The organism is Flavihumibacter profundi (assembly GCF_020076305.1).
GTDB classification, from domain to species: Bacteria; Bacteroidota; Bacteroidia; order Chitinophagales; family Chitinophagaceae; genus Flavihumibacter; species Flavihumibacter profundi.
Genome location: NZ_JAIQXE010000003.1, coordinates 804,130 through 822,657, shown reverse-complemented (window position 1 = coordinate 822,657; position 18,528 = coordinate 804,130). Strand labels below are relative to the sequence as shown.

Annotated in this window: 12 protein-coding genes; 4 read left to right on the top strand and 8 right to left on the bottom strand. The window is 43.2% G+C overall.

The genetic code is table 11. From position 1 onward, the window contains the following. Positions 1–3: 3 nt before the first annotated feature. The 3 genes from LAQ65_RS18230 to LAQ65_RS18220 are packed head-to-tail and all read right to left on the bottom strand — an operon-like array spanning position 4 to position 7,446. Positions 4–1,251, bottom strand: a complete 1,248-nt coding sequence (locus LAQ65_RS18230) for a chromate transporter (protein ID WP_224118442.1) — start codon at positions 1,249–1,251, stop codon at positions 4–6. A 37-nt stretch (positions 1,252–1,288) separates the two neighbouring features. Then, entirely contained in the window at positions 1,289–4,147 is a 2,859-nt protein-coding gene (locus tag LAQ65_RS18225; protein ID WP_224118441.1) for a PD-(D/E)XK nuclease family protein, read from the bottom strand. A gap of 14 nt (positions 4,148–4,161) precedes the next feature. Further along, positions 4,162–7,446: a UvrD-helicase domain-containing protein gene (locus LAQ65_RS18220; RefSeq protein ID WP_224118440.1), complete on the bottom strand. Its 3,285-nt coding sequence runs from the start codon at positions 7,444–7,446 to the stop codon at positions 4,162–4,164. An 88-nt stretch (positions 7,447–7,534) separates the two neighbouring features. Between LAQ65_RS18220 and dgt the strand changes: the two genes are divergently transcribed. Further along, on the top strand, positions 7,535–8,911 hold the full coding sequence (dgt, locus tag LAQ65_RS18215) for a dGTP triphosphohydrolase (RefSeq protein WP_224118439.1): 1,377 nt from the start codon (positions 7,535–7,537) through the stop codon (positions 8,909–8,911). On the opposite strand, the gene LAQ65_RS18210 is transcribed toward dgt, so the two are convergent. The 3 genes from LAQ65_RS18210 to LAQ65_RS18200 all read right to left on the bottom strand — a co-directional run bounded on the left by LAQ65_RS18210 (position 8,908) and on the right by LAQ65_RS18200 (position 10,757). Beyond that, positions 8,908–9,795: a serine hydrolase gene (locus LAQ65_RS18210; RefSeq protein WP_224118438.1), complete on the bottom strand. Its 888-nt coding sequence runs from the start codon at positions 9,793–9,795 to the stop codon at positions 8,908–8,910. The genes dgt and LAQ65_RS18210 overlap by 4 nt on opposite strands. Positions 9,796–9,887: 92 nt before the next feature. Beyond that, positions 9,888–10,457: a nicotinate (nicotinamide) nucleotide adenylyltransferase gene (gene nadD / locus LAQ65_RS18205; RefSeq protein ID WP_224118437.1), complete on the bottom strand. Its 570-nt coding sequence runs from the start codon at positions 10,455–10,457 to the stop codon at positions 9,888–9,890. 42 nt (positions 10,458–10,499) lie between these two features. Beyond that, on the bottom strand, positions 10,500–10,757 hold the full coding sequence (locus tag LAQ65_RS18200) for a FeoA family protein (RefSeq protein ID WP_224118436.1): 258 nt from the start codon (positions 10,755–10,757) through the stop codon (positions 10,500–10,502). A gap of 28 nt (positions 10,758–10,785) precedes the next feature. Here LAQ65_RS18200 and ybeY point away from each other — a divergent pair, with 28 nt between their 5' ends. Together ybeY and mnmG are read left to right on the top strand one after the other, a co-directional pair. Further along, positions 10,786–11,226 carry an rRNA maturation RNase YbeY gene (gene ybeY, locus LAQ65_RS18195; RefSeq protein WP_224118435.1) on the top strand — a complete coding sequence of 147 codons (441 nt, stop codon included), beginning with the start codon at positions 10,786–10,788 and terminating at the stop codon, positions 11,224–11,226. A 107-nt stretch (positions 11,227–11,333) separates the two neighbouring features. Continuing rightward, positions 11,334–13,202, top strand: coding sequence for a tRNA uridine-5-carboxymethylaminomethyl(34) synthesis enzyme MnmG (gene mnmG, locus LAQ65_RS18190; RefSeq protein WP_224118434.1), 1,869 nt, complete (start codon positions 11,334–11,336; stop codon positions 13,200–13,202). 116 nt (positions 13,203–13,318) lie between these two features. On the opposite strand, the gene LAQ65_RS18185 is transcribed toward mnmG, so the two are convergent. Beyond that, complete coding sequence (locus LAQ65_RS18185; RefSeq protein WP_224118433.1) at positions 13,319–14,455, bottom strand: DEAD/DEAH box helicase; 1,137 nt, start codon at positions 14,453–14,455, stop codon at positions 13,319–13,321. Positions 14,456–14,625: 170 nt separating this feature from the next. Then, positions 14,626–15,642: a quinolinate synthase NadA gene (nadA, locus tag LAQ65_RS18180; RefSeq protein WP_224118432.1), complete on the bottom strand. Its 1,017-nt coding sequence runs from the start codon at positions 15,640–15,642 to the stop codon at positions 14,626–14,628. Between the two features lie 669 nt (positions 15,643–16,311). Between nadA and LAQ65_RS18175 the strand changes: the two genes are divergently transcribed. After that, a complete protein-coding gene (locus LAQ65_RS18175; protein ID WP_224118431.1) occupies positions 16,312–18,423 on the top strand; it encodes a peptidylprolyl isomerase in 2,112 nt (703 codons plus the stop codon). Positions 18,424–18,528: the final 105 nt, after the last annotated feature.

Genomic DNA, 18,528 nt, shown 5'->3' with positions numbered 1-18,528 from the left:
TGCCTAAAACAGGTAGCCAAGCACCAGGCAGATAATAACTATAATGGGAGAGGGTAAGCGCGAGTAATACAACATCAGCCAGGTACCCACCATTACAATAGTATTCATCCAGCCATGGTCCACCCATTCGGTCATAGAAATATCCTTGATCATATAAAGGGTTGAGGCTACGAGGAATCCAACAACCGTAGCGTTAATACCTTCGAGGGCCCTGAATACAACAGCATATTTTTTCAGGTTGCTCCAAACCGGGAAAAAGAAAAGCACCAATAAGGCACTCGGTAAAAAAATAGCTACCGTACCAATAATACAACCAATAACCTGCCAACCTGTGCCCCGGTCGCTCATTGCCATACCGCCCATAAATGCAGCAATTGAAAAAACAGGTCCGGGTATGGCCCGCACAAGTCCGGCACCGGTATAAAATGCCTCCCTGTCAATTTTTACCGCATTCGGATTTTTTTGGATCACTTTTTCCGATTCGGGCCTTATTACAAACTGCTCATACATCAGGGCTACCAGCACCTGTCCGCCACCAAAAACAATGCTGCCGAAACGATAAGTGTTTTCAAAAAGATTTATCGGGCGCCTGTTAGGCCAGTCATATTTCCTTGCCTGCTCACTCAGCACACCAGCCATGATGAAAATAAAAGCAAACAGCCAGATATTTCCCCATTTGATTTTCTTGGGTACTTCATTACCCTGCGGAATCCTGCGATCACTCAGGTTTGTAACAAAGCCACCGATAACGATCAGCAGGGGGATCATCCAGGGAATTTTGAAAAATGCAAGGCTTAGTATGGTGCACATCACCATAATTACCCTGGTAATGGTATTATGGATTGCAAGGCGGAAAGCTATCGTGGAGGCATAAGCGAGAAACCCAATGGTCATCGGTGCTATATATTTCAGTACCGCCTGTTCTCCATCATGATGTTCAAAATACCGGACTAAAAATGACAGGGCACCCATTAAGGTACAGGCTGGAAGTATCCAGACAATAAGGGTTAGTATGGCTAATGGCAGTCCGCCCCGCTTATACCCGATAAGTGTTAACACCTGGGTTGAAGATGCCCCTGGCAGCATCTGGCAGAAAGCATTGTATTCCATCAGTTCTTCCTGGGTAAGGTCCCTTCGCTGTGTAACAAAAGTTTTCAACATCATCCCTATATGGCCTTGCGGGCCACCGAAGGCCGTAAGGCTATGCAGGAAAACTGCTCTTAAAAAAGGAATGTGCCTAATTAAAACCATGCTACTAAAAATATTCAATTATTCCATGCGGCAAATATTATCTTCCGCATAATACTTTGTACGTGCAATACTGGCATTTTTCAACATTGGCAGTTTGATCAAATAATACCCTTTCATCGAACAACTCTTCCATTACCATTTTAAGGTGTTGCATTGTTTCCTGAACAAGTCCGGGCATCCGCAGGTGTGTAACCGCACCACCACTGCCGCCCGTTTCCGTAAACTGCCAGTCAAAAGCTTCGCCTTCCTTACGCATATTGCGAACATCATAAATGCCGGCAACCACTGGTGGTGAACCCGGCAATTGCTGTTGCAGTATATGCGTGTAAATAAAGGTTTGCAGTGCTGCCTTATTCCTGTCTTTATCAAGTCGGTTGAAAAGTGTTTCGATTGAAGCATAGGATTTTTTATCCTTGCCGGTCTTATAATCGATAATCCGGTAGACACCATTTTTCTCATCCACCCGGTCAATATACCCGCCTAGTTTTATTTTCCATTCCTTGTTGTTTACCTGCAATGGAAAAATGGTTTCCACTTTCTGTTCAAGATAATGGATCCTGAAGGGCGCATATCTTTCATCTTCTTTCAAAATTGCCTGGATATATATTTTAATAACGGCGACGATAACTTTATAACTGCCCGAGTATTGAATGGTATAGGTTGCATCACCCGCCAGCTCCTGCCCGAATGCCCGGTCAATTGCTTCATCAATGTTTTTTTCCAACAAACTGAAATCTGCGGCTTCCACCAAATTATTCCCGTTCCTGGCATCGGCCAGATTAACATAAAGTTCCTGCATCGCTTTATGTAAAATATTGCCGAGCATTCTCGCATCAATTTCATCCTGGAATGTTTCCGGCTCCTGAATATTCAAAAGGTGCCTGAAATAAAAACGAAGCCTGCAATCGAGATAATTATTAATGGCCGATGGTGACAGGGGAGAAGCTAAAAACTTCCGCATTGTTTGCATCACCTTTTCGTCCTTACTGATCTGGATGGGTGGTTTTGCCTCCGGTGTTATATTTATTTGTACCGTTTCCTTAATAAAAGGAATTGTTGTTTCATATTCCAGCTGGCTCAGGAACCTGCTTTGTTCACCGGTTCCGCTATCGTCTACGGTACTATTGTATAGACAAAATACTGAATGGCTTTTTTGCAGTAAGCGGTAAAACACATAGGCAAAAATCGCATCCTGCTTTTCCATTACACTTAACCCGTATGCACGGCGGATACTATCCGGAATAAAGGTCGGCGCCACCGATTTCTTTGGCAGTGTTCCTTCATTTACATTAAGCAGGATTATATGTTCAAAGTCCAGTCCCCTGCTTTCCAGCAGGCCCATCACCTGCAGGCCTTTAAGCGGCTCGCCTTCCAATGGAACCGATAAGGATCGCATAACCTGTAAAATTGTATCACCAACAAATGGTAGACTAAGGGTATGAGCAAATTGCTGTAACAAGTCTTCCAGCCGGTTGAGCTGGAAATATGCAGCAGATAATAATTGTGATTCAAGGCTTGCAATGGCGCCTTCGCCCATAGATTCGGCCTGCAACTCAAGCACTTTTTTTATCAGTCCGATTATTTCGACCGGGTTTTCAACCGGTGTAAGAATATGCCGGATTCTTTTTTCTTCGATAACAGACCATTGTACAGCGGATATAGATACCAGGCTTCGTTTATTAATTTCCGTTACCAGGTCGGCTGCCGCTTTTACTTCATAGAGGTATGGGTGCTGCAATAACTGCAATAAAGGCTGGTAATAAATTCTTTTGCCTGAATTCTTTTGCAAGGATTGCTGCACATGGATTATTGCCTGCATCAATGAAAATACCGGCGACTGTACCAATCCATAACCCATCGTGATATTTATATAAGGGATACTGTCCGGCAATGCGTGCAATACTGGCATCAGCTGTTGTTCGTCTGAAAGAAAAAGGGCTACTCTTTCGGGGTGTTCAGCAAGGCCTGGAATTTTTGACAGTATTTGCGGCAATAACCTTACCTGTGCGGCATTGCCTTCGGCGGCAATAACATGGACAGGGCGATCGGCACGATTGACCTGGTTCTTCGTTTCCAGTTCATTGCCAAATAACTGCAGGTTCCTGCGTAAAAACAATCCGGCTTCCTGGAGGGGGTCAGCAATATAATGCAGGTCGGCATCAAAAAAGAATATAGCCTTCCCAGCTTTTTGCCATTGGCTGAATAGCTGAAGTTCTGCACGGTTCAGGGCGTTAAAGCCAACAAACACAAGTTGTTTATAGCCATCTATAAAATCCTGATTGCTATTTTTACCGCTGACAAGGTTCCTGTACAATGTGCCAGTTGTGGAAACCCCTTTTTCATCCAGCAGCTGTTCAAAGCGTTTAAAAATTGCAGGCAAATTTCTCCATAACTGCAGGAATTTTTCCTTTTGTGCACTCAGTCTTTCTGCCGAAAAATTCTTCCAGAATTTTTGCAGGTATTCCTGTTGTTCTTCCGTCAGGTAGTCAAGGCCCTGGTCGATAGCTGCAATATTTGCCATATTGCTGTACAGGTCAGCAATAGAAATCACGTTAGATTCCAGCTCTGCATAATCATTCAGTAAAATTTCCCCAAGGGCAAAAAATCTTTCATAGGTTGTTGTATTGCCTGGGTCCTGTTCCTGCATAACCTCACGGTATGCATCATACAAAAGAAATGATTGCAGGAGGCGGTCGGCAGGAAGTTTTCTTTCAGAAAGTTGTATAAACTCATATATGGTCAGCAAATCAGGACTCCAGATGGGTTGGTTGATCAGGTTGCCAAGGTGCTGCCTGAAATAAACAGCAGGACGTTTATTGGGAAATACAATGGCAAGCCGAGATAATTCCGGTCCAAAGCGTTTATACAATTCCTCTGCAACTTCTTTCAGAAACATAATACTGCCGTTGATCAATTTTCAAATAAATTTCCCTGTTCTGCTGATAATTGCGCTAAAGGAACAAGCGCCTGGTTATAACCATAATAAATGAAAGAACGCACCCCGTGGTAGCCCATTTCCTCCAGGAGGTCCTGGTATTGTTTTAATTGTTTGCCGTGCGAAGGTGAAGCCTGCTGTGTAAATTTGAAATCAAGCAGGATTGTTTCGCCTTCCCCTACCAGTACTTTATCTGGCCGGCGAATTGCCCCGCCTTTCAGCAAGATGGCTTTTTCATTCAGGGTAATAAAATTACCGTTGAACCAGGCCGACAATTGCGGGTTCTGCAACGCCTGCTGAACAGTTTCCTTAACCTGGCCGGAATGCGCAGAAGTCAATAAGCCCTCCAATTCCATTTTCTGTATTTCCATATCGAGGTCGGCAAGAGCAGAAACCCTGGAAAGTACCAGGTGGGCTAATTGTCCGATCATTTGCTGGGCGGAACTCGCCGATTGCAATATCAATTCATGTTTTGCGGGCTCGCGCAAATCTGTAATTAAAGAGGAATGGGTGGATACGGGAAGGATAGCAATGGTAGCCTTTTCCTTCCCGGCATCTTTGCGGGGTTGTATATCCCCATCGATAATCATCCTGTCATTTTCAAAGTTCACCAAAATATTATCGGTTCCTTTTATTGATTGCCATAACAGGTCTCCAATAACAGACATGCCACCATCATCATTCTTTTTTGTTGATGGTTTAGGCGCCATGATATACATTGCCTGGCGTGTACGGGTAAGGGCTACATACAAGAGGTTCAGCGAATCCATCCTTGACATCAGCAGTTCTTCAAAATATTCATAGGCAAAACTAGTGCGCGCCAGGCTACTGGTAATATTTACGGGCAGGATGGTTATGCCTTCAGCAGGGTCCTGCCATTCGCACCAAAGCAAGCCGCCTTCATTCACCAGCTTCCAGTCGGCGTAAGGAATAATCACCACGTCAAAAGCCAGTCCCTTTGATTTGTGGATGGTCATTACCTGTATAGCATTCAGGGCCGAAGACATCGGCAGGGCTTTTTCCTGGCCTTCAACTTCCCACCACTGTAAAAAACCGCGAATATCTGCTTTGCCCTTGCCGCTAAAAGAATTTACAAGATCGCGGAAGGCCAGTGTATAAGCCTGCTCGCTGGTCCATTCATCAATTGAGAAAATACTGATCAGTTCTTCAACACATTCATACAAACCCGTTTGCAATAAATACTTCCTGCGAAAGCGGAATGCTTCCGGAAGTTGTTGCAGGGCGTGGTTTATTTCAGCACGGTACCAGTCCTGGTTACTCAGTCCGAGCTGGAGACGCATAGCATTAGCCTGGACCAGTTCCACGAGTGATAAGCTGTCCTTTTCATTAATCAGGAATTTCAGCGCTGACAATAGCAACTGGATCGCCGGGGATGCATTCACCACAAGGGCATCTGTAGACACAAGGCCATAAGAACATTTAGACGCAGGGGTTTGCTGGTATTGCAACAGCAGGTCAATAAGATACCTCGCGTCCCTGTTGCCGCGGGTAAGTAAAGTAATGCGGGCCGGATCAATGCCTTTCTCCAGGATTAGTTTTTCAATCAGTTCACATAACCACGCTTCTGCAGATGGCCGCCAGGAATTTGGTGAACGGCTGTCTTCCTTTTCAAAGAACCTGATATCCACAACGCCGCCCTCTGCCGCATTTGCAGGAGCCTGCTGAAATGCGTCAGCATAGGCTTCCTGGATAATAGTGTAGTAACCATTTTTTTCAAGCCTGTTATGGATGGCTGCATTGTCAACCGTATTCATTTCATTATTGAAATGCTGCTGTAATAAAGCGGGTGCAGCCTGGAATAAAAAATTGTTGAAGTCAATGACCAGCTTATTGCTGCGGTAATTTTCCTTCAGGGTTTCTGGCTGGACATTATAGTCGCCAATATCTTTCCTAACCTGTTCCTGCAATAAACGCCAGTCGCCGTTCCGCCACCTGTAAATAGATTGTTTCACATCCCCGACAATCAGGTTAAACTGGCCGGTGGACACAGATTGTTCAACAAGCGGACGAAAATTTTCCCATTGAAATGTGCTGGTATCCTGGAATTCATCAAGCAGGAAATGCTGGTAACGGTTTCCTGTTTTCTCGTAAATGAAGGGGGCGTCATTATCGCGAACCAGTTCCCTGAGCAATTGCTGGGTATCTGACATCAAGAGTGCATTATTATCGCGGCGATAACCGGCCAGCTGCTCTGCGAGTAAGCGAAGTAAATTGAGGTTATTCAATTGTTGCAGCACGGCCTTTGCTGTATGGTAATTCAATGCATGCTCACGGTAAAGGCTAACTGCTTTATTCAGCAGGTCATTTAATTCAGGGTAGATCCTTTCTATCCTGCTTCGGGTATCCTGATTTGTTTTTTTGGTAACCCAGCTTTCCGGGGTATCTAAAACAGCCAGCACCCTGGTGCCCGGGGCCACCTCTTTTTTTTGTTGCAGGTTATTGAAATAGTTAGCAAATCCCGATTTTCCATAAGGAAAGTCTTCAGTTGTAAGTCCGGCTGTTGCCAATATCGCCAGGGCCCTTGCACCAAATGCAGACATTGGGTTTTCGAGGTTTTCGACCTGCAGCTGCAATCTTTTACGCAAAGCTTCGAAACTGTCGGCGGGATGCTCAAGGTTACGCATATTGGCCTCGAACAGGTAGAACCTTTCCTTGAATATTTCGCCGGCGAAGTTTAACATCTCGTCACTGAAATCCCAGGATTTCCCGTTTTCAATACGTTCAATCGCCAATCGCTTAATCCATTGCAGCAGCTCATCATTAGTTTCCAGTAATTCAAAAAGGCGGTCGGCCAGGTCCTGCTTAACCAAATCCTGGTTCAACTGCAGTTCATACCCGGCATCCAGGCCAATTTCGTAGGCAAAAGAGCGGATTACCTGCTGTACAAAACTATCAATGGTAGTAACTGAAAATTTCGCATAGTCATGCAAAATAGTCCGGTAGGCAAGGTCAGCTTGCCTGGCCAGTAAGCCATCCCCAGTAAGTCCGGGGTATCTTTCAATAATGATTTTCCGGTATTCCGTTTCCTTTCCCAATGCCAATTGCCGCAGCTCTTCGAGGATGCGGTGCTTCATTTCTTCCGTGGCCTTATTTGTAAAAGTAACCGCAAGGATTTCCCTGTATTTATCAGGTTGCCCGAAAATCAGGCAGAGGTATTCTGCAGCCAGTAGAAAAGTTTTACCGGAGCCAGCTGAGGCACGATAAATATGTAACGGTCTGGAAGAGGGAGTTAATGGCATAAGGAAAAGACATGGAAAGAATCAAATTACCTGTTTTTTAAGGAGATTACCAGCAGCAATTTGCATCTTTGGTATTTAGAACAATACAATGGACTGGAACAACTGTTTTTCACATGGGCGCTTTGGACAGGGCGTAATTTCTGCCACACCAAGAACTCCCTATGAACGCGATTTTGACCGGCTGATATTTTCAGCAGCATTCAGGCGCCTGCAGGATAAGACGCAGGTTTTTCCGTTACCCGGACCTGTTTTGGTACATAACAGGCTTACCCATTCGCTTGAAGTGGCCAGTGTAGGCCGGTCGTTGGGGAAGCTGGTAGGGGAGCGGCTTACCGAAGTGTTGAAGGATTCATTGGATGAGGCTTCCAGGCATTTTTATGTAGCTGATCTTTCCAGTGTTATTGCGGCCGCCTGCCTGGCCCATGATATCGGGAATCCTTCCTTTGGCCATTCTGGTGAAGCAGCCATTTCAGCCTATTTTATTGATAAAGCCGGGACAATATTAAACGGACAACCCCTCCAGCAGCATTTCAGTGCAGCGGAGTGGCAGGACCTTACCCATTTTGAAGGCAATGCAAATGCGTTCAGGATCCTTACCCACCATTATGCCAACCGCCAGAAGGGAGGCTACCAACTAACTTATACCACGCTGGCGGCCATTGCCAAATATCCCTGTGAATCCATTGCCAGTGACCCGGGCCAGATCCATACCAAAAAGTATGGGTTTTTCCAGTCCGAAAAACCTGCTTTCACAGAAGTAGCCAACGTGCTGGGAATGGTGGTAGATACTATTGAGCCCCTCGTTTACCGGAGGCATCCTTTTGTATATTTAGTGGAAGCCGCTGATGATATCTGCTACCGGGTAATAGATTGGGAAGATGCACACCGGTTGGGGATCATAGAAGCCGATATGGCCGTGAACCTTTTGGTGCAGCTATTGGAAACCTCCCCCTGGGATAAAATGGACCGTATCCGAAAAACCCTGGCTGAGCTGGAAAATGACCCCCGGGAGCAACTGGCCTATTTAAGGGCAAAATGCATTAATTACCTGGCCATAAGCTGTGTGGAGGAGTTTATCCGGAACAGGGAAGATATACTAACGGGAAGATACAACCGCTCTTTGATAGAAGGCATAGAACCTGCATCCATAAAGGCTTTAGAGGAAATCAATAAAGTGACCGTTAAGAAAATTTATAACCACGAAACCGTAGTAAAAATTGAACTGGCCGGATATGAAGTGATGAGTGCCCTATTGCAGTCCTTCATTCCTGCTGTGCTGCACCATTCCCCATCACACCGGGAAAAAAAGGTTTTAAAATTATTGCCGCAACAGTTCCGGGGGGAAGATGACAGTGATTATGAAAAAGCGCTATCGGTCATTGATTTTATTTCGGGCATGACTGATTCCTATGCCATGGAACTATATAAAAACCTGAGGGGAATATCCTTGCCAACACATACCTAGTCATTGCGGATTGCGCTGGGATTTCCATCGGTTCCCAGTATCGGTTTCCAGGAAGACCGGGGTTCATAATAATTCCAAAGCAGCTTTGATAATTTCCTGGCCAGCACCCAGCCTTCATTATCACTATCCCACCGGGTATCTTTCTGGTTTTTTGTAATAATAGAAAAAATATATGGGCCATGAGGGGCCATAACCAGCATGGTTTCGCTTCTTGATGCATCCACCGCACCATTCTTACAAGCCACAAAAATTTCCGGCGGCAGCTGGGAAAGGGCTTCTTCATCCCAATAATTACGGCCCATGACCCTAAGCATTCGGTCAGAAACAGCAGGATTAATCATTTCCCTTTGATAAATTTTCTCCAACAGGGAAACCATTTCACGTGGTGTAGTTTGTCCCCACCCAAATAATGCCTTGTTTTCCTCCCTTCCGGGAGTCCTGGAATTAACACGCGTATTTTTATACCCCATGCTATCCAGCAGCTGGTTGATACGGGTGCCTGTTCCCGCCAGTGACTGTAACCAAAGGCTGGCTGTATTATCACTTGTAGTCATCATCAGCATCATAACTTTAGCCAAACCAATTTTCTCACCATCCTTAAAAGAGCCCAGGATGTCTTCCCCTTCATACAGTAAGGAATCCCTGTAAATAAGGGGTTGGTGATAAGACAATTCGCCTTTTTGTATTTTATCCATAATTCCGATCAGAATCGGGATTTTGACCATACTCGCGGTTGGGAATATCGTATCTGCGGCAATAGCCACTGATTTCCCGGAACGGAGATACTTGATATAAACACCTGCCTGGCCGTTAAATCCATTCAATAATTCCTGAACCTGTTTTTCCAGCTTGTGGTCAGTTCCCTGTGAATTTGCTGTAAACATTGCAAAATACAGCAGTATGAAAGTGCAAACCCTCTTCATAAAAATTATAAGTGGTTGATTATTAATGTTATCCCATTATTAAAATCGATGAATCAGCGATAATACCCATTTTTTTCAATCTCTTCTTTCACCGGATCGGGTACCAGGAATTTTATGTCTTTCCCGGACTTTATCATTTCCCGGATTGCCGTTGCAGAAATATCGAGCATTGGTGCATCGACCACTTTAATTCGTCCGGGTAATGGTTCCAATACAGGGAAGCCCGGCCTTGTATACACATAAAAATCATATTCCTCCAGTAATACCGAGGCGTTCTTCCACTTGTCAAGGTTCTGGAGGCCATCGCTACCCAGGATTACGGCAAACTGGTGCTGAGGAAATTTTTCCTTTAAATAGGTGAGGGTATCAATAGTATAAGATGGTTTTGGCAAATGGAATTCAATATTGCTGGCTTTCAGGGCTGGAATACCTTCAATTGCCAACTGAACCAGGTGCAGGCGATGGTATTCATTTAATAATCCAGCTGATGGTTTGAAGGGGTTTTGAGGAGACACCACCAGCCAAACCTGGTGAAGATCTGTGTTATTCGCAATGGTATTGGCGATTATACAATGGCCGATATGAATGGGATTAAAAGATCCAAAGTAGCAACCAATTTTCATAGTTCAAATTAAGAAGCCTTGGGCAAGCCACAAAAAAAGAGGTCAGGCAACTTCTTCAACAAATATATTCCGGGCTTCATCCAGCCTAAGGCTAAGATTATAGCCAGACACCGTTATAGCTATGGGATCCCCAAGCGGGGCCACCTGTTCAACCCTTACCTTTTCCCCTGGCACACAACCCATCTCCATTAATTTCAGGAAAATATCATTATTCTCAAAGCTCTTTATCACAACAGTATGCCCAACACCTATATCTGACAGTCTTTTCATCATAATACCCTCAAAACTATGTCCCAGCATTCGGAATGTTTTACGATTTTTGGAAATGATGGAAAAAGCAACCGATATAATCCAGTTTCATTACCAGGCAGGGGGGTTCCATTTCTCCAACAGAAATGCCTGTAAAGGGTTTTTGCAGATGCTTTTCAAACAGGAAAAGAAAAAACTTGCCAATCTCAACTACATCTTTTGTAGCGATGAATATTTATTAGCCATAAACAGGGATTTCCTGCAGCATGATTACTATACAGATATCGTCACTTTTGAACTAAATGACCCGGGTACCCCCATATCCGGTGAAATATATATCAGTATCGACAGGATAAGGGATAACGCTAAGAACCTGGAGGAAAGTTTTACCCGGGAATTACACCGGGTCATTTTTCACGGTGCTTTACATCTTTGTGGTTACCGTGACAAAACCCAGGAAGAAGAGAAATTAATGCGTAAAATGGAAGACAAATATTTGTCTGCCTATTTTTCCAAATAGTTCCACGTGGAACAAACCTTCAAAATTTAAATTGCCAATTTATATTGTTCCACGTGGAACAGCTGTTCTCCTAATCTCTTTGTACTTTTGCCCATTAAATTAAATGGATGTTTCCTCTTTACGATGTTATTGTTGTTGGTGCTGGCCATGCCGGTTGTGAGGCTGCTGCCGCTGCTGCCAATATGGGTAGTAAGGTGCTATTAGTTACCATGAATATGCAAACTATAGCCCAAATGAGCTGTAATCCAGCCATGGGTGGTATAGCAAAAGGGCAAATTGTACGGGAAATTGATGCCCTTGGTGGATATTCAGGTGTTGTTACTGATAAAAGCATGATTCAGTTCCGGATGCTTAACCTTTCAAAAGGACCAGCAATGTGGAGCCCCAGGGCCCAAAGCGACAGGATGCTTTTCGCTGCTACCTGGCGGGAAATGCTGGAAAAAACACCCAATGTTGATTTCTACCAGGATATGGTGAAAGGCCTTATCATCAAAAACGGTGTTGCGGCCGGGGTAATAACAGGACTTGGACATGAAATTTCATCAAAAGCAGTAGTAATTACAAGTGGTACCTTCCTGAATGGCATAATACATATCGGTGAAAAAACCTTTGGCGGTGGCCGGGTCGCTGAAAAAGCAGCAACCGGAATAACAGAACAACTGGTTGAACTGGGATTTGAAGCAGACCGGCTAAAAACAGGAACCCCACCCCGTATTGATGGCAGAAGCCTGGATTATTCGAAAATGGAAGCTCAAGCGGGTGATGAAACCATTATAGGGTTTTCTTACCTCGATATTGAGACTATCCGGCCAGAACAGCAAAGAAGTTGTCATATTACCTATACAAATACCAAAACCCATGAATTACTCAAAACGGGTTTTGACAGGAGCCCCATGTATACAGGCAGGATAGAAGGTGTTGGTCCAAGATACTGTCCAAGTATTGAAGACAAAATCAACCGTTTCGCCGACCGGGAAAGACACCAGATTTTCGTAGAACCAGAAGGCTGGAATACGGTGGAAATCTATGTCAATGGTTTTTCAACTTCCCTTCCGGAAGATGTACAATACAAGGCACTGCAGTCAATTCCGGGATTTGAACAAGCAAAAATGTTCCGGCCAGGGTATGCTATTGAATACGACTATTTTCCACCAACGCAGTTAACTTATTCCCTGGAAACAAAACTTATCAAAAACCTCTTTTTTGCCGGACAAATTAATGGAACTACCGGTTATGAGGAGGCCGCCTGCCAGGGATTAATGGCAGGGATTAATGCACACTTAAAAGTAAAAGAAGAAGAACCTTTTATTTTAAAAAGAAGTGATGCCTATATTGGTGTACTAATAGATGACCTGATTAGCAAAGGCACCGAAGAGCCTTATAGAATGTTTACCAGCCGCGCAGAATTCAGGACTTTACTTCGCCAGGATAATGCTGATTTGCGGCTTACTGAAAGAAGTTATAAAATGGGATTGGCCAGCCAGGAGAGAATGGACAATGTAACCAAGAAAAAATCAGATACAGAGGAAGTCATTAAATTATTACAGGAGTTTGCCATTGAACCAGGCGAAGTAAATGCTTACCTGGAAACTAATCAGTCAGCCCCGATCACCCAAAAACAAAGGGCAGCACAATTGTTACTGCGACCCAATATCAATTTAAAAAACCTGATCCAGGCAATTCCCAGGTTAAAGGAAAACCTGGTTAACCAGAAGGATAATGCTTATGAACAAGCAGAAGTCCAACTTAAATATGATGTCTATATCGAGAAAGAAAAGGAACTGGTAAACAGGATGAACCAGATGGAGAGCCTGGAAATCCCTGAAAAGTTTGACTACACTAAAGTAGCAGCAATCAGTAATGAAGCCAGGGAGAAATTAAAGAGAATCCGCCCGAGAACACTTGGACAAGCCAGCAGGATTTCCGGTATTAATCCCAGCGATGTTCAGATCCTGATGGTCTATATGGGTAGATAAGTATTTGTTATTCAATTATTTATATCTAAAATATCATCCCTTAGAAAACCCAGGACATAAAAAAAGTGAACCAATGGTTCACTTTTCTATAAAACAGAACTTACAAAAGTCTTTGATTAAACAGCTACCTGTCCAGCCTGCCTGATAGGAATTTTCTTACCGATCAGTTTTTCAATTTCCCTTACATAGGCACGTTCTTCAGGTTCACAAAAAGAAATGGCTGTTCCTGAGGCACCTGCACGACCAGTACGGCCAATCCGGTGAACGTAGGTTTCAGCAACATTCGGAACGTCAAAATTTATAACGTGCGCCAGGGAATCAATATCTATTCCGCGGGCAGCAATATCCGTAGCGACTAATACCCTTATTTTTCCAGCCTTAAAATTATTCAAAGCTTGCTGGCGTGCACCCTGGGATTTATCCCCATGAATGGCAGCAGCAGGTACGCCTTCCCTAACCAGGAATTTAGCCACTTTATCAGCACCATATTTTGTGCGGGTAAAAACAAGCACATTGTCAATATTACTGTTATGCAACAGGTTCATCAAAAGAAAACGTTTTTCTTCTTTACCAACATGGAACATAAACTGGCTGATTAATTCTGCGGTAGATGAAACAGGATTAACCGCAATACTAACCGGCGATTTCAGAATGGTATCAGCCAATTGCCTTATTTCGGCAGGCATTGTAGCTGAGAAAAACAAGGATTGCCTTTGCTGTGGAATAACCTTCAACACCCGCTTTACATCATGAACAAAACCCATGTCCAGCATGCGGTCAGCTTCATCAAGTATAAAATAACGCAGATGGTTCAACGAAATAAGGTTCTGCCCCAATAAATCAAGGAGCCGGCCTGGAGTTGCAATCAAAATGTCAACTCCTCTTTGAAGCGATTGAACCTGGGGTACCTGGGAAACACCACCAAAAATGGTCATGCTGCTAAAACCGAGATACTTGCCATAATTCCTGAAACTCTCCTCTACCTGGATAGCCAATTCACGTGTGGGCGTTAAAACCAGCACCTGGATTCCGTTAAAGCGTTTACCTGATTCTTTATCTTCTTTAAGAAGCTGCAGTACGGGTATGGCAAAACCAGCGGTTTTACCGGTACCTGTCTGGGCACAGGCCAGCAGATCTTTCCTGGCAAGGACAACGGGGATAGCTTTTTCCTGAATAGGGGTGGGCTGGGTATAACCAGCATCAGTCAGTGCCTTTAAAACAGGCTCAATGACCGCTAATTGCGAAAAATTCAAAACAAAATATTTAAATGATAAAAATGGTAAGGCTAACAATTGGGATTGTTACTTTACCAGCCTTACAAACGAACCAACCCATAACGAAGTGTGGGATTCGGAATAGAGGGAGCGATGTACAGAAATGCAAAGGTACACAAAAAAACGATAACATATGTCAATAAACCCGATTAACCTACCAAACCTGCAGCCCTGCTGATTTCTAACATTCTGTCAATTGGTTTCTTTGCCGCAAGCCGGAGAGATTCTTCCATTGTAATTTCAGGTGTTTCGTATTCCATGCAGAGATATAACTTCTCCAGGGTGTTCAGTTTCATATGCGGACAATCATTGCAGGCACAACTATTATCCGGAGGAGCCGGAATAAATATTTTACCAGGACTCGCTTTTTGCATTTGGTGTAAAATGCCTGTTTCCGTCGCAACAATGAACTCATTTCCACTATCCTGTTGAGAATACTTCAAAAGCTGCGTTGTGCTCCCTATGAAGTCCGCAATGCGCAACAAAGGCGCTTCACACTCAGGGTGAGCAATCAATTTTGCATTCGGGTGCCGTATTTTCAGCTTTGTTATTTTTTCCAGGCTAAAAATTTCATGAACCATGCAGGCACCATTCCACAAAACCATATTCCTCCCGGTTTTCTTGTTAAGGTATGCCCCAAGGTTCTTATCTGGCGCAAAAATAATAGGCTGGTCAGCAGGTAAACTTTCAATAATTTTTTCTGCATTGCTACTGGTACAAATGATATCACTCAGCGCTTTTATATCTGCAGAACAATTAATATATGAAATCACAATATGGTTCGGGTGCTGCCGCTTAAATGCACTGAAAAGGTCTGCAGGAGCTGAATCAGCAAGTGAACAACCAGCTTTGAGATCAGGCAATAAAACCTTTTTTGATGGATTCAAAATCTTCGCAGTCTCTGCCATAAAGTGAACCCCCGCAAAAACAATAATATCTGCAGTTGTCTTTTCGGCCTGTTGCGCAAGGCCAAGGCTATCACCAATATAATCGGCAACATCCTGGATATCCGGCTCCTGGTAGTAATGCGCAAGTATAATTGCATTCTTCTCTTTCTTCAACCTTTCAATTTCATGAAACAGGTCCATGGTTGGATCAATTTCAATATCCAGGAAACCTACCCGGGAAATATTTGACTTTGCTTCTTCGATGTTGATAACTGCCATAGTATTATACTATAATAAATAATTTATAAAATAAACCTATTACTATTAGGGCTGTGGATATGGGGATAATAAAATTTAAATCGCTTGTTACTGTCAAAATTAGTTGCTTATCCACAGTAATCCACAAAAATCCAACAGAACTATATCCTTGCCCTGATTCAACAAACCGTGTTTATTAACAGTTGTGGAGGAAGATAGTTACTGTAAAAAAAATATTGACCCTACCTGTTAATTTGATAGGTATAAATAAAGGGTTGTTAAGACTTGCTTAAATGAATTAATGGAGCGGGTAAACTTGTTCTACTATTCTCCCCGGGCGCCTGATGAAAAAAGCGCCCTTTTCCACTAAAAATCTATTCAATCCACAAATCGCTGTGTAAACCCGTTTCACAAGTATATTTTTTATTAAAAAACTGCAAAAACCTAATACAGTCTTATATTTTTAAAGGAAGCCATTCAAATTTTCCGTGGAACAATAGATTTATAATATATATATATTAAATAGAATATAAAATTTGGTAATTCTTTTAAATAAGATGGACATATAGCCTGAAATGCTGATTTGAAGCGAATTTGAGGCATTATCCACAATTTGTTCATATGGCGAATTTCCTTATTTTCGCCACTCATTTTTGGTCAACCATATAATATATTAATTAAGAAAAAACCATGTCGATCATTCAGACTATTCGGGACAAGGCAGCGTGGCTGGTATTTGGCGTTATTGCGCTGAGTTTATTGGGATTCCTGTTAATGGACGCTTTTGTTGGAAAAAGCGGTCGCGGAATCATGGCAGGAAATAAATCAACCATTGGATCTGTTAACGGAAATAAAATTGATTATATAGAGTATCAGAAAAAAGTTCAGATGGTGGAAACCCAATATCAGCAGAGTGGTTACCCAATGAATGAAATGATGCGGCAAAATGTTCAGGACCAGGTTTGGAACCAGTTTATTGAAGAAAATGTACTTAAGCCAGAATATGAGGAACTCGGGCTTTCAGTAACGCCCAAAGAACTGGATGATATTTTATTCGGAGCAAATCCACCCCAGGACCTCCGCCAGCAGTTTACTAATGAGCAGGGAGTTTATGATGCAAATGCGGCAAAGGCAGCGCTTGCAAATTTGCGGTCTAAGAAAGATAACCCCATGGCCCAAAATTTAAACGACGTTTACCTTCCTTCTTTAATGGAAGCCAGGTTGCGTGAAAAATATTCTTCCCTGCTGGGCAATACCTATTATATCCCTAAATGGATGGCAGAAAAAACCACCGCAGACAATAGCCAGCTGGCTGCAGTGAATTATGTGGCCGTTCCCTATTCTACAGTAAGTGACAGTGCAGCAGAAGTAAAAGTTACCGATAGCGATATTGAATCATTCATCGCAAAACATAAGGAAGAATATAAGCAGGAAGCAAGCCGGTCAATAAGTTATGTAGCTTTTAGCGCAGCACCTTCATCAGCTGATTCCATAGCTATTATAACAACACTCAACAATTTAAAACCAGAATTTGCCGCAGCGGCTGATCCAGCGGCCTTCCTGGTCAGGAATAATACGGAAACGCCATATTTTGACGGCTATGTATTGAAATCGAAATTGCAGGTTCCCAATGCAGACACCATTAGAAACCTTCCTGAAGGCGCATTATTCGGCCCTTACCTGGATGCCGCAAACGTTACGATTGCAAAAATGATTTCCAAGCGTACCCTGCCTGACAGTGTAAAGTGTCGCCATATATTAATAAACACCCAAAATATTCCCGACAGTATTGCCAGGAAAAGAATTGATAGTATAGAATTGGCTATCCGGGGTGGAGCTGATTTTGCGGCACTCGCGGCAAAATACAGTGATGACCAGGGAAGTAAAAATAAAGGTGGGGAATACAGTTTTGCTTCCCAGACAATCCCTACCCTGGCAAAGGAATTTGGGGATGCTATTTTATATGGTAACAAAGGAGATAAAAAAGTTGTGAAAACCAGCTTTGGTTATCACTATATAGAGGTATTGGATCAAAAGAATTTTGAGACAGCCTATAAAGTGGCCTATTTAAGCAGGGCGATTACCGCAAGTGTTGAAACCGAAAATGCTGCATCCGGCGCCGCCAATCAATTTGCAGGCGAAAGTCGCACGGCAAAGGCATTTGAAGATATGGTCGTTAAAGACAAATTGACTAAACTGCAGGCTTCTGAAATTAAGCCGAATGATGCTATGATACAGGGACTTGGTTCCAGCCGTCAATTGGTTCGCTGGATCAATGAAGCTAAAATCGGTGATGTTTCCGAGCCGTTTAATATTGAAGATAAATATGTAGTGGCCCTCCTTTCAGAAATCAATACAGAAGGAACTATGAGTGTGGCAAAGGCCAGGCCCCAGGTAGAATTTATCATAAGAAACCAAAAGAAAGCTGAGCAGATCAGGAAAAAAATAGGTACTGCAAATACACTCGATGCAATTGCAGCGGCTACCCAGCAAACCATTAAACATTCTGACAGTATCCGGTTTTCAGCGCCGATTATTCCAAATGTTGGACAGGAACCAAAAGTTATTGGTGCTGCATTCAATAAAGCTAACCAGGCTAAAATATCAGCTCCAATCCCAGGAAATGCTGGTGTATACGTCCTGAAAACGGAAAATGTTTCAGCAGTCTCTGACGGTGGAGTTAATCCGGATGACCAACGGAAAGCTAAAATGCAACAAATGCGCCAAATGAGCGGGTTCAGGGCTATTGACGGCCTTCGTAAAGCTGCAACCATTAAAGATGAAAGAGCTAAAATTCTATAAATCAAGCCATAGCAATTTTAGAAGCGATAATTAAACAGGAAGGCGGCCCTTAACAGGCCGCTTTCTTATTTTTGGCTGTAACTTTATCAATCCAAAATTGTTATT

Bases quoted from the DNA above. Each gene is read 5' to 3' on its own strand.
- LAQ65_RS18230 (WP_224118442.1), bottom strand. From the start codon at position 1,251: ATGGTTTTAATTAGGCACATTCCTTTTTTAAGAGCAGTTTTCCTGCAT.
- LAQ65_RS18225 (WP_224118441.1), bottom strand. From the start codon at position 4,147: ATGTTTCTGAAAGAAGTTGCAGAGGAATTGTATAAACGCTTTGGACCG.
- LAQ65_RS18220 (WP_224118440.1), bottom strand. From the start codon at position 7,446: ATGCCATTAACTCCCTCTTCCAGACCGTTACATATTTATCGTGCCTCA.
- dgt (WP_224118439.1), top strand. From the start codon at position 7,535: ATGGACTGGAACAACTGTTTTTCACATGGGCGCTTTGGACAGGGCGTA.
- LAQ65_RS18210 (WP_224118438.1), bottom strand. From the start codon at position 9,795: ATGTTTACAGCAAATTCACAGGGAACTGACCACAAGCTGGAAAAACAG.
- nadD (WP_224118437.1), bottom strand. From the start codon at position 10,457: ATGAAAATTGGTTGCTACTTTGGATCTTTTAATCCCATTCATATCGGC.
- LAQ65_RS18200 (WP_224118436.1), bottom strand. From the start codon at position 10,757: ATGCTGGGACATAGTTTTGAGGGTATTATGATGAAAAGACTGTCAGAT.
- ybeY (WP_224118435.1), top strand. From the start codon at position 10,786: ATGGAAAAAGCAACCGATATAATCCAGTTTCATTACCAGGCAGGGGGG.
- mnmG (WP_224118434.1), top strand. From the start codon at position 11,334: ATGTTTCCTCTTTACGATGTTATTGTTGTTGGTGCTGGCCATGCCGGT.
- nadA (WP_224118432.1), bottom strand. From the start codon at position 15,642: ATGGCAGTTATCAACATCGAAGAAGCAAAGTCAAATATTTCCCGGGTA.
- LAQ65_RS18175 (WP_224118431.1), top strand. From the start codon at position 16,312: ATGTCGATCATTCAGACTATTCGGGACAAGGCAGCGTGGCTGGTATTT.